The sequence below is a fragment of the Amycolatopsis sp. lyj-23 genome, assembly GCF_046549135.1.
GTDB lineage: Bacteria > Actinomycetota > Actinomycetes > Mycobacteriales > Pseudonocardiaceae > Amycolatopsis.
Map to the genome: position 1 here is coordinate 34,900 of NZ_JAJPWN010000007.1, position 26,635 is coordinate 61,534.

Annotated in this window: 20 protein-coding genes and 2 tRNA genes; 10 read left to right on the plus strand and 12 right to left on the minus strand. The window is 73.1% G+C overall.

Annotation, left to right across the window (positions count from 1 at the left end):
- Window positions 1-4 precede the first annotated feature (4 nt).
- Window positions 5-484, plus strand: coding sequence for a DUF2087 domain-containing protein (locus ACLJPY_RS18445; RefSeq protein WP_410589994.1), 480 nt, complete (start codon window positions 5-7; stop codon window positions 482-484).
- Here the strand turns inward: ACLJPY_RS18445 and ACLJPY_RS18450 are convergent.
- A complete protein-coding gene (locus ACLJPY_RS18450; RefSeq protein WP_410589995.1) occupies window positions 448-1,416 on the minus strand; it encodes a sigma-70 family RNA polymerase sigma factor in 969 nt (322 codons plus the stop codon). The two genes, ACLJPY_RS18445 and ACLJPY_RS18450, sit on opposite strands and share 37 nt — an antisense overlap.
- A gap of 90 nt (window positions 1,417-1,506) precedes the next feature.
- Window positions 1,507-2,022, minus strand: coding sequence for a bifunctional nuclease family protein (locus tag ACLJPY_RS18455; protein ID WP_410589997.1), 516 nt, complete (start codon window positions 2,020-2,022; stop codon window positions 1,507-1,509).
- Between the two features lie 163 nt (window positions 2,023-2,185).
- On the opposite strand from ACLJPY_RS18455, the gene ACLJPY_RS18460 reads away from it, so the two are divergent.
- Both ACLJPY_RS18460 and ACLJPY_RS18465 read left to right on the plus strand, forming a co-directional pair.
- Window positions 2,186-2,653 carry an SRPBCC family protein gene (locus ACLJPY_RS18460; RefSeq protein ID WP_410589999.1) on the plus strand — a complete coding sequence of 156 codons (468 nt, stop codon included), beginning with the start codon at window positions 2,186-2,188 and terminating at the stop codon, window positions 2,651-2,653.
- Window positions 2,654-2,702: 49 nt separating this feature from the next.
- Entirely contained in the window at window positions 2,703-4,136 is a 1,434-nt protein-coding gene (locus ACLJPY_RS18465; protein WP_410590001.1) for an MFS transporter, read from the plus strand.
- Here ACLJPY_RS18465 and ACLJPY_RS18470 read toward each other — a convergent pair.
- Window positions 4,064-5,476, minus strand: coding sequence for a PLP-dependent aminotransferase family protein (locus ACLJPY_RS18470; protein WP_410590002.1), 1,413 nt, complete (start codon window positions 5,474-5,476; stop codon window positions 4,064-4,066). The two genes, ACLJPY_RS18465 and ACLJPY_RS18470, sit on opposite strands and share 73 nt — an antisense overlap.
- 81 nt (window positions 5,477-5,557) lie before the next feature.
- Here ACLJPY_RS18470 and ACLJPY_RS18475 point away from each other — a divergent pair, with 81 nt between their 5' ends.
- On the plus strand, window positions 5,558-6,766 hold the full coding sequence (locus ACLJPY_RS18475; RefSeq protein ID WP_410590003.1) for an MFS transporter: 1,209 nt from the start codon (window positions 5,558-5,560) through the stop codon (window positions 6,764-6,766).
- A gap of 18 nt (window positions 6,767-6,784) precedes the next feature.
- On the opposite strand, the gene ACLJPY_RS18480 is transcribed toward ACLJPY_RS18475, so the two are convergent.
- The 3 genes from ACLJPY_RS18480 to ACLJPY_RS18490 form a co-directional block, all read right to left on the minus strand.
- Window positions 6,785-7,573, minus strand: coding sequence for a hypothetical protein (locus tag ACLJPY_RS18480; RefSeq protein ID WP_410590579.1), 789 nt, complete (start codon window positions 7,571-7,573; stop codon window positions 6,785-6,787).
- Between the two features lie 107 nt (window positions 7,574-7,680).
- Window positions 7,681-9,186, minus strand: coding sequence for a CehA/McbA family metallohydrolase (locus ACLJPY_RS18485; RefSeq protein WP_410590005.1), 1,506 nt, complete (start codon window positions 9,184-9,186; stop codon window positions 7,681-7,683).
- A 73-nt stretch (window positions 9,187-9,259) separates the two neighbouring features.
- Window positions 9,260-9,574 carry a hypothetical protein gene (locus ACLJPY_RS18490; protein WP_410590006.1) on the minus strand — a complete coding sequence of 105 codons (315 nt, stop codon included), beginning with the start codon at window positions 9,572-9,574 and terminating at the stop codon, window positions 9,260-9,262.
- A gap of 253 nt (window positions 9,575-9,827) precedes the next feature.
- Here ACLJPY_RS18490 and ACLJPY_RS18495 point away from each other — a divergent pair, with 253 nt between their 5' ends.
- From ACLJPY_RS18495 to ACLJPY_RS18505, 3 genes are all read left to right on the plus strand, one after another.
- Window positions 9,828-10,067 carry a hypothetical protein gene (locus ACLJPY_RS18495; protein ID WP_410564874.1) on the plus strand — a complete coding sequence of 80 codons (240 nt, stop codon included), beginning with the start codon at window positions 9,828-9,830 and terminating at the stop codon, window positions 10,065-10,067.
- Window positions 10,068-10,315: 248 nt separating this feature from the next.
- Entirely contained in the window at window positions 10,316-15,784 is a 5,469-nt protein-coding gene (locus tag ACLJPY_RS18500; protein ID WP_410590008.1) for a biotin carboxylase N-terminal domain-containing protein, read from the plus strand.
- Window positions 15,785-16,042: 258 nt separating this feature from the next.
- Entirely contained in the window at window positions 16,043-17,518 is a 1,476-nt protein-coding gene (locus ACLJPY_RS18505; protein WP_410590009.1) for a helix-turn-helix domain-containing protein, read from the plus strand.
- A 35-nt stretch (window positions 17,519-17,553) separates the two neighbouring features.
- Here ACLJPY_RS18505 and ACLJPY_RS18510 read toward each other — a convergent pair whose 3' ends face one another.
- Window positions 17,554-18,066, minus strand: a complete 513-nt coding sequence (locus tag ACLJPY_RS18510; RefSeq protein WP_410590011.1) for a lytic polysaccharide monooxygenase auxiliary activity family 9 protein — start codon at window positions 18,064-18,066, stop codon at window positions 17,554-17,556.
- A 240-nt stretch (window positions 18,067-18,306) separates the two neighbouring features.
- On the opposite strand from ACLJPY_RS18510, the gene lexA reads away from it, so the two are divergent.
- Window positions 18,307-18,960 carry a transcriptional repressor LexA gene (gene lexA, locus ACLJPY_RS18515; RefSeq protein WP_410590012.1) on the plus strand — a complete coding sequence of 218 codons (654 nt, stop codon included), beginning with the start codon at window positions 18,307-18,309 and terminating at the stop codon, window positions 18,958-18,960.
- Between the two features lie 113 nt (window positions 18,961-19,073).
- Here the strand turns inward: lexA and ACLJPY_RS18520 are convergent, their stop codons facing one another.
- Window positions 19,074-19,325, minus strand: a complete 252-nt coding sequence (locus ACLJPY_RS18520; RefSeq protein ID WP_410590014.1) for a DUF4287 domain-containing protein — start codon at window positions 19,323-19,325, stop codon at window positions 19,074-19,076.
- 77 nt (window positions 19,326-19,402) lie between these two features.
- Complete coding sequence (locus ACLJPY_RS18525; RefSeq protein ID WP_410590015.1) at window positions 19,403-20,149, minus strand: class I SAM-dependent methyltransferase; 747 nt, start codon at window positions 20,147-20,149, stop codon at window positions 19,403-19,405.
- A gap of 94 nt (window positions 20,150-20,243) precedes the next feature.
- Here ACLJPY_RS18525 and ACLJPY_RS18530 point away from each other — a divergent pair, with 94 nt between their 5' ends.
- The gene (locus ACLJPY_RS18530) at window positions 20,244-20,840 is read left to right on the plus strand and encodes a TetR/AcrR family transcriptional regulator (protein WP_410590017.1); all 597 of its coding nucleotides are present in this window, start codon (window positions 20,244-20,246) and stop codon (window positions 20,838-20,840) included.
- A 68-nt stretch (window positions 20,841-20,908) separates the two neighbouring features.
- Here ACLJPY_RS18530 and ACLJPY_RS18535 read toward each other — a convergent pair.
- Window positions 20,909-20,980 (minus strand) — tRNA-Val (locus tag ACLJPY_RS18535).
- A gap of 37 nt (window positions 20,981-21,017) precedes the next feature.
- Window positions 21,018-21,092, minus strand: a tRNA-Val gene (locus ACLJPY_RS18540).
- A gap of 168 nt (window positions 21,093-21,260) precedes the next feature.
- On the opposite strand from ACLJPY_RS18540, the gene ACLJPY_RS18545 reads away from it, so the two are divergent.
- Window positions 21,261-22,703, plus strand: coding sequence for an MDR family MFS transporter (locus tag ACLJPY_RS18545; RefSeq protein ID WP_410590581.1), 1,443 nt, complete (start codon window positions 21,261-21,263; stop codon window positions 22,701-22,703).
- Between the two features lie 609 nt (window positions 22,704-23,312).
- On the opposite strand, the gene ACLJPY_RS18550 is transcribed toward ACLJPY_RS18545, so the two are convergent.
- Window positions 23,313-26,633 carry a serine hydrolase gene (locus ACLJPY_RS18550; RefSeq protein WP_410590019.1) on the minus strand — a complete coding sequence of 1,107 codons (3,321 nt, stop codon included), beginning with the start codon at window positions 26,631-26,633 and terminating at the stop codon, window positions 23,313-23,315.
- Window positions 26,634-26,635 lie beyond the last annotated feature (2 nt).

Below are 26,635 nucleotides of genomic sequence, written 5' to 3' on the forward strand. Positions count from 1 at the left end.
GACCATGGCCGTCCCGGAAGCGCTGGTCTCCGCCCTCGCGGACCCCGACCGGCTCCAGCTCTTCGCCCGCATCTGCACCGCCCCCGACGGGCTCGAGGCCGCAGCGGCCACGGCCAAGCACGTGAAGCGCCTGATCGACGCCGGGCTCGTCGCCGAGACCGGGGGCCGCTACCGGGCGGTGCCGGGCGTGTTCCGCGAAGCCCTCGTCAAAGGGCCCGCCGACCCGCTGGACGGGCTCTTCCGGCACGGCAGGCTGGTCTCGATCCCGCACTCGGGCAAGGCGCGGCACCTGCTGCTCACCCACCTCGCCGACCGCTTCGAACCCGGCCGGCTCTACACCGAGCAGGACGTCCGCGAGAAGCTCTCGATGGTCCACGACGACCACGCGACGCTGCGGCGCTACCTGATCGACGAGGGCCTGCTGCAGCGCAGCAACGACGGCGGCGCCTACGGCCGCCCGTCGGAGGCCCGCGCCGCCGGCTGAGTCGCGGGCAGGTCGAACAGCGCGAGGACGCCCGGGTCGGCGAACACGACGTTGTGCGCGACCCGCCCGCCGCGCACGGTGAACACCTGCAGGGTGTGCAACCGGAACACCCCGGCGTCGTCGCGGCAGTAGGCCACCAGCGCGGGCATCCCGTTGGCGGCGGTCCGGGTCATCCGCCACTCCGGGCCGCGCATCGCGAACAGCCGCGTCATGAACCGGCCGTAGTCGCCGGGGCCGCGGAACCACAGCGGCACCGGCGGCATCTCCATCATGACGTCGTCGGTGAGCAGGGCGACCAGCCCGGCGACGTCGGCGCGTTCGAACGCCCGCACGTAGCGGTCCAGCACCGCTTCCACCGCGGTGTCGGCCGGCTCGAGCACCTCGTCCGCCGACAGCCCGCCGAGGCCGGCGCGGGCACGCTGCAGGGCGCTGTTGACCGCCGCCGGGGTCGTGTCCAGGAACCCGGCCACTTCGGCCGCGCTGAAGTCCAGGACGTCCCGCAGGATCAGCACCGCGCGCTGCTTCGGCGGCAGGGTCTGCATCGCCGCCAGCAACGCCAGCCGCAGCGTGCCGCGGCGGGCCAGGCGGCGGCCCGGGTCGTCGAGACGGGCGTCCGGGAACGGCTGCAGCCAGGGGATCTCGAACGACGGCGTCAGCGGGGCGTTCGGGTCCTCGCTCGGCCCGCCGAGCCCGGACGGCAGCGGCCGCCGGGCGCGCCCTTCCAGTGCGGTGAGGCAGGCGTTGGTGGCGATCCGGTAGAGCCACGTGCGCACCGACGCGCGGGCCGGGTCGTACCCCGGCCAGGCCTTCCAGGCGCGGACCAGCGTGTCCTGCACCAGGTCCTCGGCCTCGTGGACCGATCCGAGCATGCGGTAGCAGTGCGCCAGCAGCTCGCGCCGGTGCGGTTCGGTGCGCGTCGCGAAGTCCTGCATCCTGCTCCCGTTGTCGATGGATTCCGCCGGCGGCGTCGGTGGGTGTACCGGCACCGCCACCCGAAATCATCGGCGGCGGGAGAAAATTCTCTACAGGTCGTCGAAGTCCTCGGGCCGCAGGCCGTCGAGCTCGGCGCGGAACCGGGCGACCTCGGCCTCGGCGTCAAGGACGTCGGCCGCCGGCCCTTCGGTCTCCTGCTCGACCTCGAGCTGCACGGAGGCGACGTCCAGCACCTCTTCGGCGACTCTGATGGGTGCGCCCTGGCGCAGGCCGAGCGCGACCGCGTCGCTCGGCCGGGCCGAGACCCGGGTGCCCGAGGCGAGGACGAGGTCGGCGTAGAAGATCCCGTCCCGGACCTCGGTCAGCTCGACCGCGGCCAGGCCCTGGCCGAACGCCGCGAGCACGTCGCCGAGCAGCTCGATCGTGCCCGGCCGCGGCTGCTCGATCTGTTCGCGCGCCCGCACCAGCGCCTCGGCTTCGCCGTAGCCGATCATGATCGCCAGCCAGCGCCGCGCGCCCTCCGGCTCGCGCAGCAGCATCAGGGGCGCCTCTCCGGGGACCGGAACGGCCATGCCCACCACTTCGATCTGGATCACGCCGACCACCGCACCCTCCGTGTTCGTGAGGCTCCACCGCGCGCGTAATACCCACAACCGCGGGCTCACAACCCGGCTGGACGGCTTCGCTTCCCGCAGACCGGCTCTTCTCGGCTGCGGAGTCCGCCCGGTCGCCTTGCCCGGCGGCCGCGGCCGCTGTCACCGTCGGGACGTGGAACCGACGATATCGCGCAGTGTCACCGTCCCGGCCGGCCCCGACGCGGTGTGGTCGTGGGTCACCGACCTGCCGCGGATGGGCGAGCTGAGCCCGGAGAACGCCGGCGGCCGCTGGCTGGACGGTGCCGGCCCGGCCCTCGGCGCGCGGTTCCGTGGCCGCAACCGCAACGGCGAGCTGCAGTGGTGGACGCGGGTGCGGGTGGTCGCGTTCGAGCCGGGCCGCCGGTTCGCCTTCGACGTGCGCACGCCACTCGGCTCGCGGGTGTCGCGGTGGGAGTACGTGCTGGCGCCGGCCGCGGGCGGCTGCCTGGTCACCGAGAACTGGTACCGGATCGGCAGCTGGGTGGTGCGCAAGTTCATGGGGCCGCGCGTCACCGGCCGCGCCGACCGGCCCGGCTACAACGTCTCTTCGATCGAGCACACCCTGGCGGCGCTGAAGGCCCGCGCGGAGTCAGTCTCTTGATAAAACTATGGTCTTCCAGCTAGGTTGCTTTTTCGAACCTAGGAGGATCATGTCCGACAGCGCGCCGAAGCCCGGCCTCGTGCTGCTGGTCGTCTCGACGGCCGCCTTCCTCGCCAGCCTCGACACGTTCATCGTGACGATCGCCTTCCCCGGCATCCGGGCCGCGTTCCCCGGCGACGACCTCGCGACGCTGTCGTGGGTGCTCAACGGCTACACGGTGCTGTTCGCCGCCTGCCTCGCCCCCGCCGGGCGGCTGGCCGACCGCTACGGACGGCGGCGGCTGTTCCTCGCCGGGGTGGCCCTGTTCACGGCCGCGTCCGCCGCCTGCGCGGCCGCGCCGTCGATTCCGGTGCTGGTCGCCTTCCGCGCGGTGCAGGCGGTCGGCGCCGCGCTCGTCATGCCGACGTCACTCGCGCTGCTGCTGACGGCGTTCCCGCCGCACCGGCGGCCGGCGGCGGTCGGGGTCTGGGCGTCGGTGGGCGCGGCGGCCGCGGCCCTCGGCCCGCCGGTCGGCGGCCTGCTCGTCGAGGCGTCCTGGCGCTGGGTGTTCCTGGTGAACCTGCCGATCTGCGCGGTGACGCTGCTCGCCGGGCCACGGGTGCTGCGCGAGTCGCGGGACACCTCGACCGGCGTCCCGGACGTCCTCGGCGCCGCCGGGTTGCTGGTGGGCGTCGGCGCGCTGGCGTACGCGCTGGTCGAAGCACCCGACCGCGGCTGGGGCGCGCGGCCGGTCCTGCTGGCGTTCGCGGTGGCCGCCGTCGCGCTGGCCTGGGTCCCGCTGCGCTCGGCGCGCCACCCGGTGCCGGTGCTGGACCTGCCGGCGCTGCGCGTCCCGACGTTGTGGCTGGCCTGCCTGACGACCGGGGTGTTCGCCGCCGGGTTCGCCGCGATGCTGTTCGGCAACGTGCTGTTCCTGACGTCGGTCTGGCACGACTCGATCCTGGTGGCCGGGCTGTCGCTGGCGCCGGGGCCGCTGGTGGTGGTCCCGGTGTCGATCCTCGGCGGCCGGTTCGTGCACCGCACCGGCCCCGGCCCGGTGGTCGCCCTCGGCGGCGTCGCGTTCGGGGCGGGAGCGGCGATCTGGCTGCTGCGCCTGGGATCGACGCCCGACTACGCGGCTTCGATGCTGCCCGGCCAGCTGCTGACCGGCCTCGGCGTCGGGCTGATCCTGCCGAGCCTGTCGGGCGTGGTGGGCACGGTCCTGCCGCCGGCGCGCTGGGGCGCGGGCTCGTCGATGGTGAACACGGCCCGGCAGATCGGCACCGTGCTGGGCACGGCGGTCCTGGTGGCGGTCTTCGCGGGCACACCGGACCTCGCGGACTTCCGCCACGGCTGGCTGCTGGTGCTGAGCACGGCGGTGCTGACCGGCGCGGGCGGGCTCCTGATCGCCTGGCGGCGGCGGACGGACCACTACGTCGAGCCCCAAGCCTCGTCCAGCACCGCCAGCCCGGCGTCGATGCTGCCCACCGGAATCGAGCCGTAGCCGAGGACCACGCCCTGGCGCGGGAACCCACCGCAGAGATCGGACAGCGTCTGGACCGCCGCCCCGGCCGCCGCCGCGCGGGCGACGATCGGCGCCAGGTCCGTGCCGTCGCCGGCCAGGGCGCACAGGTGCAGGCCGGCCGCCGACGGCACCGGGGTCAGGCGGCCCGCGAACACCCTGGCCAGCGTCGTCGTGATGCGCTCGTGGCGGTCCGCGTACACCTTCGTCGCGCGGCGGAGGTGGCGGGCGAACAGGCCTTCGTCGACGAACCCCGCCAGTGCCGCCTGCGCGGGCAGGTCGCCGTGCCAGCCCGCCAGCTGCCGCGCGTGGTGCAGCGCGCCGCGCAGTGACGCCGGGGCGATCAGGAAACCCAGGCGCAGCATGGGAAGCAGCGTCTTCGAGAACGATCCGACGTAGGCGACCCGGCCGTCGCGGTCCAGGCTCTGCAGCGGTTCGAGGGGACGGTCGGAGAACCGGAATTCGCTGTCGTAGTCGTCCTCGACGACGACCGCGCCGGCGCGGTCGGCCCAGGCCAGCAGCGCCGTGCGGCGGGCGAGGGACATCGGCGTGCCGAGCGGGAACTGGTGCGACGGCGTGACGTACACCAGTTTCGCGCGGTCGGGCAGCGCGGCGACGTCGAGACCTTCGCCGTCCACGGGCACTCCGACGACTTCGGCGCCGTGGGAGGCGAACAGCAGCCGGGCCATCCGGTAGCCCGGCTCCTCGACGGCGACGCGGTCGCCGGGTTCGAGCAGCACCCGGCACAGCAGGTCCAGGGCCTGCTGGGCGCCCTGGGTGACGAGCACGTCGTCGGCGCCGGCCCGCACCGAACGCGAGACGCCGACGTGCCGGGCGATCGCGGCGCGCAGGCCGGGGTGGCCGCCGGGCTCGGCGTAGTGCGCGAACTCGGCGGCGTCGCGGAGCTCCCTGGCGAGCAGGCGCCGCCACGTGTCCAGCGGGAACAGCGTGACGTCGGGGATGCCGACGCGGAAGTCGAACACGGGTTCCGCGCCCTCGACGGCCGGGGACGGCAGCGATCGCCAGACCGCCGTCGGCTGCGGGCCCCGGGCCGAAGGGGCTTCGCGCGGCTTCGGTGCCGGGAGTTCCGCGGAGACGAACGTGCCCGCGCCGACGCGGCCGGTGAGGAAGCCATCGGCGGTGAGGCGGTCGTAGGCGACGGCGACGGTGTTGCGCGAGACGGACAGGCGCCGGGCCAGCTCGCGCGTCGGCGGCAGCCGCTCCCCCGCGCGCAGCCTGCCGTCCAGCACGGCGTCCCGCAGCTGCCGGTAGATCCGGACGCTGAGGTCGCCGCGACCGGCCAGGCTGACGTGGAAATCCATCCGGCGACGGTACATTGGCCCAGTTATGAATGTCGAAATTGGATCTGGGATCGGGCCAAAGTCGCCTTTAACGTGCTACCCATGACAGTGCTGCTCGACCAACCGAGGACCCGGCGGCCCGGTCGTCTGCTCGCGGCGGCCCAGCTGGCCGGCTCGCTCGGCGACGGCGCGTTCCTGACCTGCTCGGTGCTGTTCTTCACGCGGATCGCCGGGCTCACCCCGGCGCAGGTGGGGCTCGGGCTCACGCTCGGCTGGGCGGTGGGTTCGGTCGCCGGGGTGCCGCTCGGGCACCTCGCCGACCGCCACGGCGCCCGCGGCACGGCGGTGCTGCTGGCCCTGGCGACGGGCACGTCGGTCCTCGCGTTCCTGCTGGTGCGCTCGCCGATCGCGTTCACGCTGGCCGCGTGTCTCTACGGCAGCTGCCAGACCGGGCTGGCGGCCGTCCGCCAGGCGCTGCTGGCCGCGCTCGCCGAGCCGGAGCGGCGGACGCGCCTGCGCGCGCACCTGCAGTCCGCGGGCAACGCCGGGCTCGCGATCGGGGCCGGGCTGGGCGGCCTGGCGCTTTCGGCCGGCACGGCCTCGGCGTACCTGACGGTCTTCGTCCTCGACGCGGCGGCTTTCGTGGTGACGGCGGCGCTGCTGCACGCGCTCCCGGCGGTGCCACCGGCAGCGACACCGCGCCCGGGCGCCCCGAAGTCCGCTGTGCTGCGCGACCGGCCGTACGCGCTGGTGACGCTGTTGAACGCGATCCTGCTGCTGCGCATGCCGCTGCTGAGCGTCGCGATCCCGCTGTGGATCGTCGAGCGCACCGCGGCGCCGGGTTGGACGGTGTCGGCGTTGTTCGTGCTGAACACGGTCGTCGTGGTGGTCCTGCAGGTCCGCGTCGCGGGAAGGCTGACGTCGCTCGGCTCGGCGGCGCGGATGGTGCGCCGCTCGGGCGTGCTGCTCCTGACGTCCTGCGTGGCGTTCGCGCTGTCGGCGCTGGGGACGGCACCGGCGGTGGCGTTCGCGGTGCTCGTGGCCGGGGCGCTGGTGCAGGTGCTCGGCGAGCTGCTGCAGTCGGCGGGCTCGTGGGAGATCGGCTTCGCACTGGCCCCGGCGGACAAGCAGGGCGAGTACCAGGGCTTCTTCGGCAGCGGCACGTCGGTGGCCCGCGCGGTCGGCCCGGTGCTGCTGAGCACGGTGGTCGTCGGCTGGGGCTTCCCGGGCTGGCTCCTGCTGGGCGCGGTGTTCGTGGCCGCGGGCTGGGCGATGGGCCCGGCGGTCCGCTGGGCCGTCGCCACCCGCTGACCCCCGCGGGTGGCGGGGCTATTCGCTGGGCTGGGCCGCGGCGGTCTGGTGCAGCGAAAGGTCCTGGCCGGCGGCGGAATCGTCGGCCCACGCACCCGACTCCGCCGTCCACGTCCGGCCGGCGAAGCTCACCTTGTCCACGCCGAGGGCCGCCGCGCGGGCGACCAGCCAGGTTGCGTACGTCCAGCCCTGCGCCGCCGGGTGGGGGCCGCTCACGCGGGACGTGCCCAGCTCCGCCGTGGCCGTCGCGGCGAGGTCGGCGGGGGCCGCCAGGGTCAGGTTGCGGCAGGTCAGCGCGGCCGGGAACTGGCCGTTGAACGCCGCCGCCATGGCGCGGGACTGCGGCTCCCACTGCGCGTACGCGTCCGGGACGCCGGAGCGCTGGACCGCCTGCGCCGCCTCGGTGATCGGCAGCGTGTCCCAGTTCGGTAGCTTCTCGAGCTTCTCGTAGAACTCCGTCGCCGCGTAGACCGGGTCGCGCAGCTGGGCGATCGTGCCCCAGCCCTGGCTGGGCCGCTGCTGGAACAGCCCGACCGAGTCGCGGTCACCGCCCTCGAGGTTGCGCAGCTTCGACTCCTGCAACGCCGTCGCGAGCGCGACCGTCGCCGCGTGGGCGGGCAGCCCCAGCTTGGTGCCGACGGCAGAGATCGTCGCGGCGTTGTTCATCTGCTCCGGGGTGAACGTGTAGGCGGACGCGTTCTCACCCGGCGGCGTCACCGTGCACCCCGGCGTCTTCACCGAGCCGCGCGTCAGCGCCACCACCACGACGATCCCCGCGACCAGCACGACGACCGCCCCCAGGACCATGGCCAGCTTCAGGCCACAACCGCGCACCCTGCCTCCCCGTCACCCGTTCGCACCAGTCTGCCCAATAGGAGGACGCGGTGCACCGGGCGGGGTTCAGTGGGCCGGGTTCAGTGGGCCGGGCCGAGGAAGATCGGGTTGGACATCGCGACCATGGCGTTCGGCACCGTCGTGTTCGGGCCACCGGACGGGCGCCGGACCTCGACGCGCACCCAGCGGCTGTAGCGGGGGTAGGTCGTCCAGGTGACCGTGGCCGCGCCGGAGTCGCCGATCGGCTCGGTGTGTTCCGGGCCGAGCTGGTCGAGGAACGTCACCGTCGTGCCCGGCACGCCGGCGACCACCGCCTTGACCGTCACCGGTGTCCCGGTGCCCGCGGCGAGCCGCTCGCCGATGCCCGCGGTGGCGCCGCCGCCGGAGACCGTGAAGTCCAGCTGGACCGACGCCGACTCCGCCAGCCACGAGCGCCCCGCCTTGAGCCCGGCCAGCAGCTCCGGCCGGCGGAGCCGGTCGGCCAGCACGACGGTGTGCGGCAGGGCCACGCGCTGGTCCGGGTTGTGCGCGTCGGAGTCGCCGATCGCCGGGATGAAACGGCCGCCGCGCAGCAGGCCGTCCCAGTGGATGACGCTCGCCTCGTCGTCCTGCGTCCACGGGCCGTTCCAGATCTCGACCAGGTCGGCGAGCTCGTAGGCGAATTCGTAGGTGCAGCCGAAGCAGTTGGCGAACGGGTGCGCCGCGGTCACCAGGCCGCCGGCGCGGTGCACCTGCTCGGTGAAGCGCCGGAAGTCCCGCGGGTCGGCCGCGCGGTAGCGCCAGTCGATCCAGGTGCCGGCGGGCAGGCCGATCGCGGGCCAGTGCCCGGACCGGGTCGTCACCTCTTCGCCGTTGAGGATCAGCAGGTCGTCGCGCGCGTAGTCGCCCCAGACCAGCTGGGAGCTGGAGGTGTTGTGGTCGGTGGAGACGATGAAGTCGAGGCCGGCGGCCCGGGCGTCGGCGACGAGCTGGCCGGGGGTCCGGCGGCCGTCGGAGTGGACGGTGTGCAGGTGGCTGTCGCCGCGGTACCAGGCGCGGCCGCGGTCGCGGGCCGGTGCGGACTCCGGAGCCGGGTTCGGTTCGAAGAGCGGCCCGTCGGGGCCGAAGGTCAGGGTGATGTCGACGCGGTAGGCCAAGCCCTGCGGCGCGACGGTGTACGGGCCCAGGATGACGTGCCACCGGCCGGGTTCGATCGGCCCGGCGAGGTAGCCGGGCGTGGCCTCGGAGGCGCTGATCGAGAACCGGTCGCGGAAGCCGCCGGACCAGCCGCGGAAGCCGCGGGCAGCGCCGAGTTCGTGGCCTTCGGGGCCGAAGATGCCGATGTCGCAGGCGTTCCCGCGGGTGCCGGCGGGCACGGCCGGCCGGTCGTAGGAGTAGCCGACGTCGATCTGCCGGACGCCGCGCGGGACGTCGACGGGCAGGTAGTACCAGTCCGGCACGTCCGGTTGCAGCGTGCCGGTGACGGTCCGGGTCCGGCTGGTCCCGCCCGGCTGGCCGGCGAACGCCACACCGGGCAGCACGCCCGCGGCGGCGGCCGCCACCCCACCGGCCAGCAGCGTCCGCCGGCTGAAGTCCCCAGTGTTCATGCGTACCTCCCGATCCGACGCTAGGTGGGCAACGCGAACGCGGACGAGAACCGGCGGTGAACTTTCGGCAGCGTCAGCTGCGCTTCGCCAGGATCCTCGCGAGCGCGACGACGGCCACGGCGGCGACGAGCCCGAGCCGCGTGACGTCGACGGCGGGTACCCAGGTGACCCCACCGTCCCGGACGACGAAAGCCCCGGCGGGCCGGGCGAAGACCCCGAACCCGGCGCCTTGGCGGACGGGCAGCACCTCGGCGTCACCGCCCCCGCCGCCGCCGAACACGGTCGCGGCCGGGATCACGACGGTGCCGCCGCGTTCCACCGGATCCCCGTAGACCAACCGGGCCGAGAAGACCTCCCGCGCGGCCGACACCATCTGCCCCAGCTCCATCCCGCCATCATGGCGGCAAGACCGGTCGCGCCGCGCGGAACTTCCGCGATCCTGCTCCGTTCGGCACCGGGCGGGACCTCCGGCGTCGGCGATGACCCGCCGCCGATCGGCCTGGCCGCCACTCCATCGAGGGGCGCACCCCCGCTCACCCCGGCGAAATTTCCGCCGATCGGGTGTAAGGCCCCGGTATCCGGGGCATCAGTGGGCGACACCTGTGCTCCGTGGGAGTGCGCCGTACCGAGGGGAGACCGCGATGACCTTCGATTTCGTCAGCCGCTGGCTGGGCAGGCATCGCGACCGCCCCGGCATCACCGTCGACCTGTCCTGCGGGGGCCGGGTGACGCTGCGTGAGATCGACGGGCGTCCGGTGCTGGCCGTGACCACCGCGCCCGGGCCGGACGGCCGGTGCGACGTCGCCGCCGTGCCGCTCTCGGAGGCCGAACGCCGCGAGCTCGGCCAGGTCCTCGACTCCGACGTCCTGCTCGCCTCCTGATCTCCGCCGCGTCACCCGCCGTTCGCGCGCACGTAGTGTGGTTTGTCGCCAACCTCGCGCGAAAGGCCGTCCGGGCGGTGTGGTGCGGGTCGCTTTTTGTGGGGTTCCCACAACGCAGCCGCTCCGGCATGCGCCATCGCGGACATTGGTCCGACCCGGCGTCATCCACCAGGGTGTAAACAGGTGCGGGCGACGTTCCAGGACAGGTACGTCGCCTTCTGCGCGTGCGTACTTGGGAGGCTCAGCCGGTGTTCAGTCGTGTCGCCATCGTCAACCGCGGAGAGGCCGCAATGCGGCTCATCCACGCCGTCCGGGACCTGTCGGCGGAAACCGGGACGCGGATCGAGACGGTCGCCCTCTACACCGACGCCGATCGCACCGCCACGTTCGTCCGCGAGGCCGACCTGGCCTACGACCTGGGCCCCGCTTCGGCCCGCCCCTACCTCGACCTGGCCAAGCTCGAGCAGGCGCTGGTCGAGACGAAGGCCGACGCCGCCTGGGTCGGCTGGGGTTTCGTGGCCGAGGACCCGGCGTTCGCCGAACTGTGCGAGAAGGTCGGCATCACCTTCGTCGGCCCGAGCGCCGACGCGATGCGCAAGCTCGGCGACAAGATCGGCGCCAAGCTGATCGCCGAGGAGGTCGGCGTACCGGTCGCGCCGTGGAGCCGCGGCGAGGTCGCCACCCTCGAAGACGCGCTGAAGGCCGGTGAGCAGATCGGCTACCCGCTGATGCTCAAGGCGACCGCGGGCGGCGGCGGGCGCGGCATCCGCATGGTCGCCTCCGGCGAGGATCTCGCCGACGCCTACGAGCGCACCAGCCAGGAGGCCCTGCGCGCCTTCGGCTCCGGCGTCGTCTTCCTCGAGCGCCTGGTCACCGGCGCCCGGCACGTCGAGGTCCAGGTCATCTCCGACGGCGCGACGGCGTGGGCGCTCGGCGTCCGCGACTGCTCGGTGCAGCGGCGCAACCAGAAGATCATCGAAGAGTCGGCGTCGCCGGTCCTCGCGCCGGCGCAGGCCGCCGAGCTGAAGGCCTCGGCCGAGCGGCTGGCGGTGGCCGTGGGCTACCGCGGCGCGTGCACCGTCGAGTTCCTGTACCACCCGGGCGAGAAGCTGTTCGCCTTCCTCGAAGTCAACACGCGGCTGCAGGTCGAGCACCCGATCACGGAGATCACCACCGGCACCGACCTGGTGAAGCTCCAGCTGCACGTGGCAGGCGGCGGCAAGCTCGAAGGCGAGCAGCCCGCCGAGAGCGGCCACGCCGTCGAGGCGCGCCTGAACGCCGAGGACCCCGACCGCGACTTCGCCCCCTCGCCCGGCCGCATCGCGCGGCTGGCCCTGCCCGCCGGCCCCGGCATCCGCGTCGACACCGGTGTCAGCGAGGGCGACACGATCCCGGCCGACTTCGACTCGATGATCGCCAAGATCATCGCCTACGGCCGCGATCGCGACGAAGCACTCGGGCGCCTGCGCCGCGCGATGGCCGAGACCACCGTGATCATCGAGGGCGGCGCGACCAACAAGAGCTTCGTGCTCGACCTGCTCGACCAGCCCGAGGTCGTCGACGCCAGCGCCGACACCGGCTGGATCGACCGCGTCCGCGCCGAGGGCCGCCTGGTCACCCACCGGCACTCCGCGATCGCGCTCGCCGCGGCCGCCATCGAGGCCTACCAGGACGAGGAAGAGGTCTCCGTCCAGCGCCTGCTGTCCACCGCGCACGGCGGCCGCCCGCAGGTGCAGCACGACAGCGGCCGCCCGCTCGACCTCAAGCTCCGCGGCGTCGGTTACCGCGTCTCCGTCGCGCGGGCCGGGCGCAGCCGCTTCCGCGTCGGCATCTCGGCCGGCGCTTCCGACGTCCACCACGCCGAGATCGAGATCGACCGCTTCGACGCCCACAGCGGCCAGATCCTGGTCAACGGACGGCGCTTCCGGCTGATTTCGGCCACCCACGGCCCGATCCACCTCGTCGAGGTCGACGGCGTCACCCACCGCATCAGCCGCGACGAAGGCGGCGTCGTCCGCTCCCCCGCGCCGGCGCTCGTCGTCGCCACGCCGCTGGCCGTCGGCGACGAGGTCGAGGCGAACGCGCCGATCCTCGTGCTGGAAAGCATGAAGATGGAGACGGTGCTGCGCGCGCCGTTCCGCGCCCGCGTGCGCGAATGCCCGGTGTCCGTCGGCAGCCAGGTCGAGACGGGCGCCCCGCTGATGCGGCTGGAGCCCCTCGCCGACGACGCCGCCGAGGAAGCCGCCGACACCGGCGAGACCGTCGAGATCGAGCTGCCGTCGGTGCCCGACGGCGTGTCCGCGGCCGAGCGCGTCGAACGCGGCCTGCAGGACCTGCGCAGCCTGCTGCTGGGCTTCGACGTCGACCCGGCCGAGCGCAAGCGGCTCGTCGCCGCCTACGTGGAAGCCCGCGCCGAGCTGGGCAACCGGCCGGTCGAAGGCGAGCTCGAGCTGCTCACCGTCTTCGCCGACCTGTCCGAGATCAGCCGCAACACCCCGGGCGGCGAGGACACCGTGCCGAACGGCGCGGTGCACAGCCCGCGCGAGTTCTTCCACAGCTACCTGCAAAGCCTCGACGTCGAACGCGCCGGTGTCACCGAAGGCTTCCAGGCGAAGCTGAAGCGCGTCCTCGCGCACTACGGCGTCACCGAGCTGGAGCGCACGCCGGAGCTGGAGGCCGCGGTCTTCCGCATCTTCCTGGCCCAGCAGCGGACGGCCGCCGACGTCGCGGTCGTTTCGGAGCTGCTGCGGCAGTGGCTGACCGGGGCGCCGCCGTCCGAGGCGCTGAGCGAACGCGCCGGGCTCACCCTGGAACACCTCGTCGAGGCCACGCAGGTGCGCTTCCCGGCGGTGTCCGACCTGGCCCGCGGCGTGGTGTTCCGCTGGTTCGCCCAGCCGCTGCTGCGCCGCAACCGCGCCCGCGTCTACGCTGCCGTCCGCACCGAGCTGACCTACCTCGACCAGCACCCGGACGCGCCGGACCGCGCCGAGCGCATCCAGGCCATGATCACCGGCTCGCAGCCGCTGGTCCGGCTGATCGGGCAGCGGATCGGGCGGCCCGGCCGCGACCACGCCCCGCTGCTGGAGGTGCTGACCCGCCGCTACTACGGCAACCGGCGGCTGTCCGGGGTCACCGTGCGGGAAGCCGGCGGCCACCGCTGGCTGACCGCCGAGCTGAACGCCCCCGACGGCGTGCTGCCGCTGGTCACCACCGCCGTCGACATCGCCGAGCTGCCCGGTGCCCTCCGCGCGCTCGGCGAGGTCGCCACCGACGGTGTGGTCGCCGACCTGTACCTGCGTTGGGAGGACCAGCCGGACGTCGACGCGACCGCCGAGCAGCTCGGCGCGCAGCTGGCCGGGAACCCGCTGCCCGCCGGGGTCCGCCGGGTCGTGGTCACCGTGGCCGGCACCGGCGGCGCGGTGATGCACCACCACTTCACCTTCGAGCCCGAAGGTGACGGCTTCACCGAGGACAGGCTGATCCGCGGCCTGCACCCGCAGATCGCCCAGCGCCTGCAGCTGCAGCGGCTGCGCGAGTTCGACCTCACCCGGCTGCCGTCGGCGGACGAGGAGATCTACCTCTTCAAGGCCGTGGCGAAGACGAACCCGGCCGACGAGCGGCTGATCGCGATGGGCCAGGTCCGCGACCTGACGCCGCTGCGCGAAGCCGACGGGCGGCTGGTCGCCCTGCCGGCGCTCGAGGACGCCGTCACCGCCTGCCTCGACGCGATCCGCAACATCCAGGCGCAGCGGCCGCAGAACAAGCGGTTCGACACGAACCGGATCATGATGTACGTCTGGCCGCCGACCGACCTGACCACCGAAGAGCTGAACACGCTGGTCCAGCGCATCCTGCCGACGTCGGTGGGCGCCGGGCTGGAGGAGGTCCAGTTCCTCGCGCGGCGGCGCACCGAGGCGGGCAAGCTGACCGAGCTCGCCGTCCGGATCGCCCTGGACGCCGGCAGCGGCGCGCGGCTGCACGTCGAAGCGCCGTCGACCGAGCCGGTGAAGCCGCTCGACGACTACCGCCTGAAGGTGCTGCGCGCGGCCCGGCGCGGGAACGTCTACCCCTACGAGCTCACCGACCTGCTGGCCGGCGCCGAAGGCACCTTCACCGAACACGACCTGGATTCCTCGGGCGTGCTGGTCCCGGTGGACCGGCCGAAGGGCAAGAACACCGCGGCCATCGTCGCCGGTGTCGTCACGACCCCGACCCGGCGGCACCCGGAGGGCGTCACCCGGGTCGTGCTGCTCGGCGACCCGACGAAGTCGCTCGGCGCGCTGTCGGAGCCGGAGTGCTCGCGCGTCATCGCGGCCCTCGACCTGGCCGAGCGGATGCAGGTGCCGCTCGAGTGGTTCGCGCTGTCCTCGGGCGCGCGGATCTCGATGTCCTCGGGCACCGAGAACATGGACTGGGTCGCCGCGGCGCTCAAGCGGATCGTCACGTTCACCCAGGACGGCGGCGAGATCAACATCGTGGTCAACGGCATCAACGTCGGCGCCCAGCCGTACTGGAACGCCGAAGCGACGATGCTCATGCACACCAAGGGTGTGCTGATCATGACGCCGGACTCGGCGATGGTGCTCACCGGCAAGCAGGCGCTCGACTTCTCCGGTGGTGTGTCGGCCGAGGACAACTTCGGCATCGGCGGCTACGACCGCGTCATGGGCCCGAACGGCCAGGCGCAGTACTGGGCGCCGAACCTGCCGGCCGCGCGGCAAGTCCTGATGGCGCACTACGACCACACGTACGTCGTGCCGGGTGAGGCCGGGCCGCGGAAGGCGGGCACGAGCGACCCGCTCGACCGGGACGTCTCGTCGTACCCGCACGCGATCGTGGGCAGCGACTTCACCACGGTGGGTGAAATCTTCTCGGCCGAGCACAACCCGGACCGCAAGAAGCCGTTCGACATCCGCACGGTGATGCGCGCGCTGTCGGACCAGGACCACCCGGTGCTGGAGCGCTGGGCGGGCATGGCGGACGCGGACACCGCGGCGGTGCAGGACGTGCACATCGGCGGCCGCCCGGTCTGCCTGGTCGGCATCGAGTCGCGGTCGGTCCCCCGCCGCGGGTTCCCGCCCACCGACGGGCCGGACACCTACACGGCGGGCACCCTGTTCCCGCGGTCGTCGAAGAAGACGGCTCGGGCGATCAACGCGGCGTCGGGCAACCGCCCGCTGGTGGTGCTGGCCAACCTGTCGGGCTTCGACGGCTCGCCGGAGTCGCTGCGGAAGCTGCAGCTGGAGTACGGCGCGGAGATCGGCCGGGCGATCGTCAACTTCGAGGGTCCGATCGTGTTCACCGTGATCTCGCGGTACCACGGCGGCGCGTTCGTGGTGTTCTCCAAGGCGCTGAACCCGAACATGACGGTGCTGGCGCTGGAGGGCTCGTTCGCTTCGGTGCTCGGCGGCGCCCCGGCGGCGGCCGTGGTGTTCGCCGGCGAGGTCAACAACCGCACGGCGAACGACCCGCGCGTGACGGAGCTGCAGGCCCGGTTGGCGGCGGCCGGCGGCGCGGCCCGCGCGGCGCTGAGCGCCCAGCTGGCGGAGGTCCAGTCGGCGGTCCGCGCGGAGAAGGTGAGCGAGGTGGCCGCGGAGTTCGACCGGGTGCACAGCATCCAGCGCGCGGTCGAGGTCGGCTCGGTCGACGCGATCATCTCGGCGGCCGAGCTGCGGCCGCGGATCATCGAGGCGATCGAACACGGCCTGAAGAAGTAGTTTTCCGCGAGAGGGCGGCACTTCCCACCGGGAGGTGCCGCCCTCTCGCGTGAACAGTCCTCTTCGGACAACTCTGGTGCGGCGGCCGGTCGGACCGGCGCGGGCCGAAGCGCAATACGGCCGTGACTCTCCGTGTCCGAACGGTGACGAGCACCCGGTCACGCCTGGCCGGTTCACGACCTGGTGTCCGGCGGCCCCGGCCCGGCATCATGGAACGACGCCGGCGCAGGGGGAACCGCCGGCGAACGGGGAGGACGAGTGACGGCACGATGGGGTGCGCTGCTCCGCCGGCACCGGATCCGGGCGGGGTTCACGCAGGAACGTCTGGCCGAAGCGGCCGGGGTGTCGATCCGGACCATCCGGCGGTGGGAGACCGGCGGCCGCGGGCAGCCGCACGGGCCGTCCGTGCGGCGGGTGGTGCAGACGCTGGACTTGACCGCCGGCGAGGGTGAGCAGTTGCTCGCGATGGCCGCCGATCCCGTCCGGGCGCAGCGCCGGACCGCTTCGCCGCCCCGGCTGCGGCCCGTCGACTTCGGGTCGTTCGTCGGCCGGGTGGCGGAGCTCGGCCGGCTGACGGCCGATCTGACCGGCGCCCGCGGGCGGCACATCGTCGTGGTGCACGGTCCCCGCGGCATCGGCAAGACCTTCCTGGCGTGGCGCTGGGCCGCCGGGCACAGCGCCCGGTTCCCCGACGGGCAGCTGCTCGCCGACCTGCGGGGGTTCGGCACGAACGCCGGGGCGCAAGCGCCGTCCGACGTGCTGTACGACTTCCTGCTCGCGCTGGGCGTCGCGCCCGGGGAGATCCCGGGCGGCATCGACGAACGGGCCGCGCTCTACCGGCGGGTCGTGGCCGGCAAGCGCCTGCTCGTCGTCCTCGACAACGCCCGCGACTCCAACCAGGTCCAGCCCCTGCTCCCGGCGAACCCGGCCGGCGCCGTCCTGATCACCAGCCGGCACCGGCTCAGCGGTGTGGCCGTCGGGTCGGGCGCGGAGAGCATGGCGCTCGCCCCTCTGCCCGACAGCGACGCCCGGCGGATCCTGGCCACGTCCATCGGGACGCGGCGTGCGGCCGGAGAGGGGTCGGGCGAGCTCCTCGCCTTCTGCGGCGGGCAGCCACTGGTGCTCGCGGCCGTGGCCGCGCGGGCGGCCGCGCGGCCCGAGCTCGGCCTGCGGGAACTGACCGAAGAACTCCGCGAGCTCACGGCCGCGTCCCCGGCGTCCCACGACCGGACGTCCGGCCTCGCCGCCGTCCTGGGCGAGTACCACCCGGACGTCGAGCTGATGGAGCTGGGTTCCGGCCTGCTGACCCAGGCGCACCACCTCAACGAGGCCGGCCGGCCGGACGACGCGCTTTCGGCGATCACCGACGCCGAAGCCGTCTACCGGCAGCTCGACCGGCAGACCCCCGGGTTCTACCGGGCCGGGCCGCTGGCCGACTGCCTGATGAACAAGTCCCTGCAGCTGCTCGACCTCGGCTTCGCCGCCGAAGCCGTCAAGGCGAGCGCGGAGGCCGTCGAACTCCGCCGTCCCTCCGACGACGATCCCGGACAGCGGTGGGCGCCGACGGGAGGCCTGCTGAGGATGCTCGTCGCCGGCCTCGAGAACCACGCGGTGCTGCTGTGCGCCGTGGGACGCCGGAGCGAAGCGCTGGCCGCGTTGACGGAAGTGGTCGAGCTGCGCAAGCGGTTCGTCACCGCCAAGCAGGCCGGGCGGACCGTGTCACCGAGGGGGTGACACGGCCCGTCCGGCCACTGTGGACTCCGGCGGCGTCAGCTGACCTGCAGGTCGATGCAGGCGTAGAACGCGTTCGCCGTGTCGGCGATGTTCCACACCGCGAGCACCGTCTGGCGGCCGGTGTGGCTGCCCAGGTTCACCTGGTGCGCGACGGTCGCCGGCGGCTGCTGGTTGTTGCCGCTCACCTCCGCGATCTTCTGGCTGCCGATGAAGTACTGGTAGTTCGACGTGCGGTGGCGGGCGGTGAAGGTCCAGGTGAAGGTCACCGTGCGGCCGACCGGGGCCGCTCGCCAGCCCTTGCTGTTGTCGTTGAGCTCGGCGAACTGGGACTGGCCGCCGTTGCAGGAGTGCAGGCCCTTGGGCCCCTCGACGCTCTGGGGTTCGTACTGGATCTGCCCGCACGACACGGTGTGCTGGGCGCACTGCGCCTGCCGGCTGGCCGGCGAGCTGACGTAGCCGTGCGCGCTCGCGATCCCGGCGGGGTTGAGCACCACCAGCACCGGGGCGAGGAGAGCGCCCACGGCGGCCGCGACCAGTTTGCGGTTCATACCAGCTCCTTCGGGGACAGGCTCGCTTCCCCGTCCCGGGGCACGCCGAGACGGAAGGGTTGCGAGCGAAGGAAAATTGATGGTCTAGACCATACGTCGGATCGTTACCCAGGTCAACGGCTGGCAAAGCTTAGGTCAATGTTGGTTAGACGCCAACTGTGACCCGCTGTTCCGGTGAGCGGGACCGGGCGGTGCGGACCGGCGGCGGGACGCGGCGGCCGTGCCTCTAGGATCACGCCGGTGACCACCTACGACGACACGTTCGAGCACCTCGACACGACGGCCCTGCCGGAGCGGCAGCAGCGGATCCTGGCGGCGATCCGGGACTGGGTGGTCCAGCACGGCTACTCCCCCAGCACGCGCGAAATCGGCGAGGCGGTCGGCCTGCAGTCGACGTCGTCGGTGTCGAAGCACCTGGCGAGCCTGGAAGACAAGGGTTTCCTACGCCGCGGAGCCACGGTGTCGCGCCCGATCGACGTCCGCGCGTTCCTGACCGGCTCGGCGTCGGCCGGGGACGGCGATTCGGTGCCGGTCCCGGTGGTCGGCGACATCGCGGCGGGCACACCGATCTCGGCGGTCGAGCACACCGACGACGTCCTCAAGCTCCCGCGCGACCTCACCGGCCGCGGCACGGTGTTCGGCCTGCGCGTCCGCGGCGACTCGATGATCGACGCAGCCATCTGCGACGGCGACATCGTCGTGGTCAAGCAGCAGTCGGAGGCCCACTCGGGCCAGATCGTCGCGGCGATGATCGACGAGGAGGCGACGGTCAAGGTCTACCGCCGCCGGGACGGCCACGTGTACCTCGAGCCCCGCAACCCGGCGCACGACGTCATCGACGGCGACCGCGCGGTGATCCTCGGCGCGGTGGTTTCGGTGCTGCGCAGCGTCTGACCCGGCTCACCAGGTGACCGGATCTCCCGTTTCGCCTCTTCCGCCGATCCGGACGCGTGGTTGTTCAGCGGCTGGGTATCGGGTCGGCGGAGAGGTGTGGCCGGCCGTCTCGTTCAGGCCCTGGCGGCCAGGCCGTCCAGGTGGAGCACTCCCCCGGCGTGGTTCGCTGCGACGAACTCCGGGCCCTTCGTCACCAAGCGGGCTATTGCCGTGGCGTGACCGTGGCCGAGGCCGTGTTCGGTCTTCAGCCACGTCACGATTTCTGCCGTCTTCGTGAGGTTCTTGGCCGCGGCTTGCTCGAGGAAGGCTCGCGGGGTGATGCCCGTCTGCTTCTCCGCGTTGTCCAGGTAAGCCTGAAAAGACATCGTTGCTCCCCAGTCGTGGCCGAACGGAGTCGGCGTTCTTCGTGCTGCCACCAAAGTCTCACCGACAACTTTTTTTGTCAAGCCTGGTGCGCCACCACCGCGAGGGTCGTGAACGGCAGCACGAACGTGCCACCGAGGTCGTCGATCGCCGTGCCGACCTCGGCGAGGACCTCCGCCAGTTGCGCCGGGGGCAGCCGCGTCAGGCCGCCCGTGGTCGGGAGGAAGTCCAGCCACTCGTCGCGCGTGTACGTGCGCTCCCATTCGAAGCTCCAGCGCTCCGGGACGCCGAAGCCCTTGGCGATCGCTTCGGCGAAGCCGGTGAACATCACCTCGTAGATCTCCGCCGCCGTGCGGGACTCCCCGGCGAACGGCAGGTCCGGCAGTACGCGACGACACGCCGCGGCGAACGCCTCCGCGACCTCCGGCGGCGGCCGGAAGACGTGGGCGAACACGGCGAGCAGCCCGCCGGGCCGCAGGACCCGCGCCGCCTGACGCGGGCCCGCGATCGGGTCCACCCAGTGCCACGCCTGGCCGGCGACCACGGCGTCGAACGTGCGTCCGGCCGGCTCCCAGTCCTCGAACTTCGCCACCTCGACGTCGATCCCGCTCCGGCGGGCGAAGGCGGCCATGCGCGCGTCGGGGTCGATGCCGAGCACGCGGCAGCCCGCCGCGCGGAACTGGCGCGCCTCGATGCCCGTTCCGCAGCCGACGTCCAGGAAGTCGGGGCCGGGACTCGCGGCGACGATGCGGTCCACCAGCTCGCGCGGGTACTCCGGCCGCGCCCGGTCGTAGCGTTCGGCGTCGGTTCCGAAGGATTCGGCCATCGAGCGTGCTTCATGCGGTTGAGTGGGCATGTGCCCACTTTAATGGGCGCTTGCCCACTAGGACAACCGGCGGGCGTACCGGAGAATGACCACCATGCCGACCGGGGTCCACCTGCGCGACGTGCGCAAGCAGCTGTTCGACGCGGCCGAGCGGGTCCTGCTCCGCGACGGCCCCGGCGCGCTGACCAGCCGCGCGGTGACCACCGAGGCGGATGTCGCCAAAGGCGTGCTGCACCGCCACTTCGCCGACTTCGACGACTTTCTGGCCGAGTTCGTGCGCGAGCGCATCACCCGGTTGGCCGACCAGGCCGCGCTCCTCCGGGCGGCAGCCGGCACCCGGACCGTCGCCGGAAACGTCGTCGACGCCCTGATCGAGCTGTTCGACCCGGTGACTGTGGCCTTGACGAGCCTGCTTTTCTTCCGCGACGAACTCCGCGCCCGCCTCCGCAAGCAACACGGCCTCCCGATCCTGACGGAGGCCCGCGTCATGCTTTCGGGTTATCTATCCGCGGAGCGCGAACAGGGCCGCATCGCGGTGGACGCCGAAGTGGATTCCCTGGCCCTGTCGTTGATCGGCGCGGCCCACCTGTTCTTCGCGGGCCGCCGCCGGGGAACCCTGCCCGACAACGGGGAACTGGTGAAAACCGTCCACACCGTGCTGGCCGACGTGCTGCAACGCCGCCTGCTGTGACCGGACCGTCCAAAGTGGACCGGACACGAAGAAGGCCCTGTCGGTGGACAGGGCCTTCGTCGATCGGGTGGGCGATACTGGGATCGAACCAGTGACCTCTTCGGTGTGAACGAAGCGCTCTCCCCCTGAGCTAATCGCCCGTCGTACGAACTTCCACGAAATCCGGGGGTGGACTCGTGGTGCGCGATACTGGGATTGAACCAGTGACCTCTTCCGTGTCAGGGAAGCGCTCTCCCGCTGAGCTAATCGCGCGCTGCGGAACTTCGTACTGGCGGAAGCATATCGGACGCCCGAGGCGGCTTCGCAGGGGGTCTGCCATCCGGAAAACCGCCTGACAGGAGGCGCCGGAAACGGGCACACTGCGAAGGACGTCCCGTGCGCACCGCGGCCGTCCCGGCCGACCAGGAGAGTCCCACCCCGATGACCGACACCGTGTCCAGCCCGCCCGCCGACGTGAACCGCGCCCCGGCGCGCTCGGGACTCCTCATCGGGGTTCTCGTGCTCTCGGCGTTCGTGATGATCCTGAACGAGACGATCCTGAGCGTCGCGTTGCGGGACCTGACCGTCGACCTCCACGTGCCGACCACCACCGTGCAGTGGCTCACCAGCGGCTTCCTGCTGACCATGGCGGTCGTCATCCCGACCACCGGGTTCCTGCTGGAGCGGTTCTCGCCGCGGCAGGTGTTCCTGTTCTCGCTGTCGGCGTTCAGCCTGGGCACGCTGCTGTGCGCGCTCGCGCCCGGGTTCGGGCTGCTGATGACCGGGCGCGTGGTGCAGGCGTGCGGCACGGCGGTGATGCTGCCGCTGCTGATGACCACCGTGATGCGGCTGGTGCCGCCGGAGCGGCGCGGCGCGACGATGGGCACGATCACGATCGTCATCGCGGTGGCGCCGGCCATCGGGCCGACGATCGGCGGGGCCGTGCTGTCGTCGCTGGGCTGGCGGTGGATGTTCTGGATCGTGCTGCCGCTGGCGCTCGCCGCGCTGGTGGCCGGCGCGCTGCTGCTGCGCCTGGACGGCGAACGCCGCCGGGTGCCGCTGGACCTGCCGTCCGTGCTGCTGTCGGCGCTCGGCTTCGGCGGAGTGCTGTACGGCCTCTCCTCGAGCGGTGAGGGCGGGGCCGCGCCGCTGGTGCCGGGCTGGGTCCCGATCGTCGTGGGGATCGCCGCGCTGGCGGCCTTCACCTGGCGGCAGCTGCGGCTGCAGCGCCGGGACCGGGCCCTGCTCGACCTGCGGCCGTTCACCCACCGCAGCTTCGTGGTCGCGCTGGTGCTGACGGCGCTGCTGTTCGTGTGCCTGATCGGCGCCGCGGCGATCCTGCTGCCGCTGTACCTGCAGACGGTGCTGCACGCGAGCACGTTCGTCAGCGGCCTGGCGATGCTGCCCGGCGGGCTGGTGCTGGGCCTGCTGGGCCGCCCGGTCGGCGCCCTGTTCGACAAGGTCGGCGGCCGCCCGCTGGTCATCCCCGGCGCGGCGGCGATGGCGGCTTCGCTGTGGCTGTTCGCGGTCCTGGGGCCGGACTCGCCGCTGATCGCGGTGATCGGGATCCACGTCCTGATGATGGCCGGGCTGGGGCTGATGATGACGCCGCTGTTCACCGAGTCGCTCGGCGTGCTGCCGGACCACCTGTATTCCCACGGCAGCGCGATCCTCTCGACGCTCCAGCAGGTGGCGGGCGCCCTCGGCACGGCGGTGTTCGTGAGCGTGGCGACGGTGGGCAGCCAAAACGCGACGGCGGGCAGCCCGGACGCCTCGGGCCTGCGGGCGGCGTTCGTCGTGGCGGGGATCATCGGGCTGGTGGCGTTCGCGGGCAGCTGGCTGATCCGGCGGGGGCCGGTGTCACCGTCCGGTTCGGCGCACTGAGCGAAGTGCTTGTTGCCTTCCGCGGTACCGCTGCTTGCAGCGGTACCGCGGAAGGCGGGCGCCTCCGCCGGCGCAAGGCCTGGAGAAACTTGCACTTCCCCCCGGGGCTGCTGCCTCCGCGGGCGCGGACGAGCAAGTGCGCGGGCGCATCGCTCGACTTGGCTCCCACTCAAGGGAGAGCTCGACGAGCAGCAGGTGCCGGACGGTTCTGGCGCCCTTAAGACTCGCATCGGCGGCACAGGGTGCTCGCGCCACCGCAACGCCTGGAGAAAGTCGCGCCCCGCGGCAAACCGGCTGTGCGCCGTGCGCCGCAGATTCGCCAGGCAGCAGGTGCCGGACGGTTCGGCCACCGTGAGAAGCCACGAGCGGGAGCGGACTTCCGAGCACCGGCCAAAAGTCCCGCTTCCGCTCGGCGAAGGCCGGGGGGAGACCTGCGAGCGGAAGCGGGAGTTCGAGGCCGGTACGGGGGTCGCCTCGCGGCGGATGGCTCGACACGGCTCCAGCCTGACTGGTATTCCGTGAAGGCAAGGGGTGAGGCCCGGGGACTCCGCCGTACCGACACCCCTTACAACGCCCTGGGTCAGCCGGTGTTCCCCGACGTGACCCGGCTCATGCCGTTACCTTCGGGGTCGCCCGGACGCCGCTGTGCAGGTAGCGCTCCCCCGTCGGCAGCGAATAGAACGTGGCCGAGATCCACGAGCGGGCTCCCGGCTCGCGGAAGACGAACCGCGAGCCGCCCATCGGGATCAGGTCGTGTTCCGTGGTCGGTTCCGGGACCAGTGCCGCGATCGGGCCGGTGACCGTCTGGCGCATCCGCAGGCCCGTCTCCCCTTCGAACACCTCGATCCGCATCGACGCCCGCTCGTAGACCCCGGTGAAGTCGGCGGCTTCCACCGACGGCGGCTCGGCCGCGGGTGCGGCCGGGGGCGGGAGCGCCACCCCGGCCAGCTCGGCGAAGATCTCCCGGTACAGCTCCTCGTACAGGTCGCGCGTGTTGCCGCCGTTGGTGAGCAGCGTGACCGCCAGTCCGTGCGAGGGCAGCAGCCGGAGGAACGCCGACTGCCCGATCGTGTTGCCGTCGTGGCCGATCACCCGGTGGCCGTCCCACTCGAACCGGATCCAGCCGAGGCCCCACGAGTCGCCGAGGGTGTGCTTGTCCGGCATGTCCGCCTGCCACTCCGTCATCGCCGCCGCCGAGGCCTCGGACAGCACGCCGCGGCCGCCGGCCAGGTGCATGCGGGCGAACGCCAGGACGTCCGCCGCCGACGCCGTGATCAGGCCCGCCGGGCCCGCCGACCGCGGCAGGCCCCAGGCGGGGGCCGGCTGCTGCTCGCCGTCGGCCGCCGCGACGTGGCCCATCGCCGCTCGGTGCAGCAGGGCCTCCTCCGGCAACGTCCCCGTGTGGGTGAGACCCAGTGGGGTGAACAGGCGGTCGCGCAGGGCCGCGTCCCACGTCTGGCCGGTGAGCTTCTCGATCACCCGGCCCGCCAGGACGAACCCGGAGTTGCAGTAGGACAGCGTCGCGCCCAGCGGGTGGTTCTGCGCGACTTCGTCCAGCAGGCCGACGAACTTCTCCAGGCAGTCGTCGCCGCGGCCGGTGTCGGTGAAAACGTCGCCGTCGATGCCACTCGTGTGGGTGAGCAGGTGTCGCAGGGTCACCTGCTTGGTGACGTCGGGGTCGGCCAGCCGCAGTTCGGGCAGGACGTCGGCGACCGGCGCGTCCAGGCTCACCCGGCCCTCGTCGACCAGCTGCATCACCACCGTCGCCGTCCACACCTTGGTGATCGAGCCGATCTGGAACACCGAGTCGTCGGTGACCTCGACCCCGGTGGCGGTGTTCAGCACTCCGTGGCTCGCCACCACCTGGTCGTCGCCGCGCAGGATGCCCAGCGACGCACCGGGAACGCGGTGCTTGCGCGCGAGCGCGGCCAGGCGCCGCCGCCAGTGCGCGGCGTCGAGGGGCACCTGCGCCGGCTTCCCCGGCTCGCCCGCGTACTGCGTGACCCAGTCGACGATCCGCCGGTTGAAGTCCCGCCGGTGCGACGGTTTCCCGTCGAGGATGAACAGGTGCGACGCGCCGGGGTAGAGCACCAGGCGCGCCGGCACGCCCTGGCCGCGCAGCGCGGTGAACCACTGCTCGGCCTGCCCGGCGGGGCACCGGTCGTCGGCGCCACCGTGCACCACCAGGGTCGGCGTGCGCACCTTTTCCACCTGGGCCAACGGGGAAAGGGCCGCGTAGTGCGCCGGGTTCTCCGACGGGAGCGCGCCGAGTTCGGCGACGCCGAGGTAGTGGCCGCTGTCGGACGTGCCGGCCATGCTGACGACGTCGCTGACGACCCCGCCGGCGACCGCCGCGGCGAAGCGGTCGTCGCGGCTGGTCAGGTAGCAGGTCATGAAGCCGCCGTAGCTGTAACCGGTCACGGCGAGCCGGCGCGCGTCGGCCACGCCCTCGGCGACCAGGGTGTCCAGCGGCTCGAGGAAGTCGTTGGCGTCGGCGACGCCCCAGGCGCCCACCGCCGCGGTGTAGAACGCTTCGCCGTAGCCGTCGCTGCCGCGCGGGTTCAGCAGCAGCACCGCCCAGCCGCGGGCGACGAGCTCCTGGTGGTAGAGGTGGACCGCGTCGGCGGTGCCGTTCCAGGCGTTGTGCGGGCCGCCGTGGATGTCCAGCAGCAGCGGCCGCGGGCCGGTGCCGGCGGGGTCGCGCAGCAGCCACCCGGACACGACCGTGCCGTCGGAGATCGTGAACTCGCGCTCCTCGTGGGTGAACGGCTCGAGCTCGGCCGGCGCGTGCGCGGTGCGCACTTCCACCGTCCCCGCGGCGACGTCGACCGTCGCGATCTCCCCGTAGGAGGACGCGGTGGCGAGCACGATCGCCGCCGTGTTCCCGGCGACGGACATCGCGGCCACGGCGTTGCCGGTGCTGCCGAAGACGAGCCGTGGCTCGCCACCGTCGGGGTCGACCGCGTACAGGTGCGTGTAGCCGCGATCGCGGGCGCAGAACAGCACCGTGGCCCCGGACAGCTGCGGGAGCGCGCCCGGGTAGCCCGGGGCGCCCGGCATGACGTTCCGGTCCAGCGGCGCGGCCAGGTCGGCCGCTTCCCCGCCGTCGAGGGGGATCCGCAGCAGCCCGAGGTGGCCGGGTGCGGTGTCGCGGCGGCCGACGGCCAGCAGCGCGCGGCCGTCGGCGGTCCAGGTGACCGCCCCGACCATGCCGTCGCCGGACCCGACCGGCCGCGGCTCGCTCGCGCGGTCACCGGGCTCGAGGACGTACGCGCCGGAGCGGAAGGTCAGGTCGGCGTCGGCCTCGGGCCCCGCCGGGAAGGCGAGCGACCGGCCGTCCGGTGACCACGCGGGGTCGCCCGCGTGCCAGTCCCCCGCCGTCACCTGCCGGACCTCGCCGGTGGCGACGTCGAGGACGTGGACGTGCTTGCGCAGCGTCCGCAGCAGCCCGGCGCCGTCGGCCTTGAAGTCGACGCGGTCGGCGACCACCGGGGCGCCCGCGCGGCGGCCGCGGGCGGCGGCGTCCTCGCCCTCGTCCGCATCGAGGTCGACCGGGGCGGCGAAGGCGATCTCGGCGCCGTCCGGGCGCCAGACCGGGGTGCCCGCGCCGAGCGGAAGGCTGGTGACCTGCTCGGGTTCACCACCGTCCGCCGGCAGCAGCCACAGCTGCGCCGGGCCGTCCTGGGCGCGCAGGAACGCCAGCCGGGTGCCGTCCGGTGACCACGACGGGGCCAGGTCGGCCGGGCCGCGGGTGAGCCGGCGCGCCTCGCCGGTCCCGGTCGGGACCAGCCAGAGGGAACGGGCGTCTTCGTCGCGATCGCGGTCGGCGGTGCGCAGCACGTACGCGATCCGGCTGCCGTCGGGCGAAATCGCCGGCTGCTCGGGGAATTCGAAGGCGTGCAGGTCGTCGGGGCCCGGACGTCGGGTCATGC

Excerpts from the sequence above, each read along its gene's own strand:
- ACLJPY_RS18520 (WP_410590014.1), bottom strand. The coding sequence starts at position 19,325 with ATGTCTTTTCAGGCTTACCTGGACAACGCGGAGAAGCAGACGGGCATC.
- ACLJPY_RS18445 (WP_410589994.1), top strand. The coding sequence starts at position 5 with ATGGCCGTCCCGGAAGCGCTGGTCTCCGCCCTCGCGGACCCCGACCGG.
- ACLJPY_RS18550 (WP_410590019.1), bottom strand. The coding sequence starts at position 26,633 with ATGACCCGACGTCCGGGCCCCGACGACCTGCACGCCTTCGAATTCCCC.
- ACLJPY_RS18475 (WP_410590003.1), top strand. The coding sequence starts at position 5,558 with ATGACAGTGCTGCTCGACCAACCGAGGACCCGGCGGCCCGGTCGTCTG.
- ACLJPY_RS18510 (WP_410590011.1), bottom strand. The coding sequence starts at position 18,066 with ATGAACCGCAAACTGGTCGCGGCCGCCGTGGGCGCTCTCCTCGCCCCG.
- ACLJPY_RS18470 (WP_410590002.1), bottom strand. The coding sequence starts at position 5,476 with ATGGATTTCCACGTCAGCCTGGCCGGTCGCGGCGACCTCAGCGTCCGG.
- ACLJPY_RS18545 (WP_410590581.1), top strand. The coding sequence starts at position 21,261 with ATGACCGACACCGTGTCCAGCCCGCCCGCCGACGTGAACCGCGCCCCG.
- ACLJPY_RS18485 (WP_410590005.1), bottom strand. The coding sequence starts at position 9,186 with ATGAACACTGGGGACTTCAGCCGGCGGACGCTGCTGGCCGGTGGGGTG.
- ACLJPY_RS18465 (WP_410590001.1), top strand. The coding sequence starts at position 2,703 with ATGTCCGACAGCGCGCCGAAGCCCGGCCTCGTGCTGCTGGTCGTCTCG.
- ACLJPY_RS18480 (WP_410590579.1), bottom strand. The coding sequence starts at position 7,573 with ATGGTCCTGGGGGCGGTCGTCGTGCTGGTCGCGGGGATCGTCGTGGTG.
- ACLJPY_RS18490 (WP_410590006.1), bottom strand. The coding sequence starts at position 9,574 with ATGGAGCTGGGGCAGATGGTGTCGGCCGCGCGGGAGGTCTTCTCGGCC.
- ACLJPY_RS18530 (WP_410590017.1), top strand. The coding sequence starts at position 20,244 with ATGCCGACCGGGGTCCACCTGCGCGACGTGCGCAAGCAGCTGTTCGAC.
- ACLJPY_RS18525 (WP_410590015.1), bottom strand. The coding sequence starts at position 20,149 with ATGGCCGAATCCTTCGGAACCGACGCCGAACGCTACGACCGGGCGCGG.
- ACLJPY_RS18450 (WP_410589995.1), bottom strand. The coding sequence starts at position 1,416 with ATGCAGGACTTCGCGACGCGCACCGAACCGCACCGGCGCGAGCTGCTG.
- ACLJPY_RS18495 (WP_410564874.1), top strand. The coding sequence starts at position 9,828 with ATGACCTTCGATTTCGTCAGCCGCTGGCTGGGCAGGCATCGCGACCGC.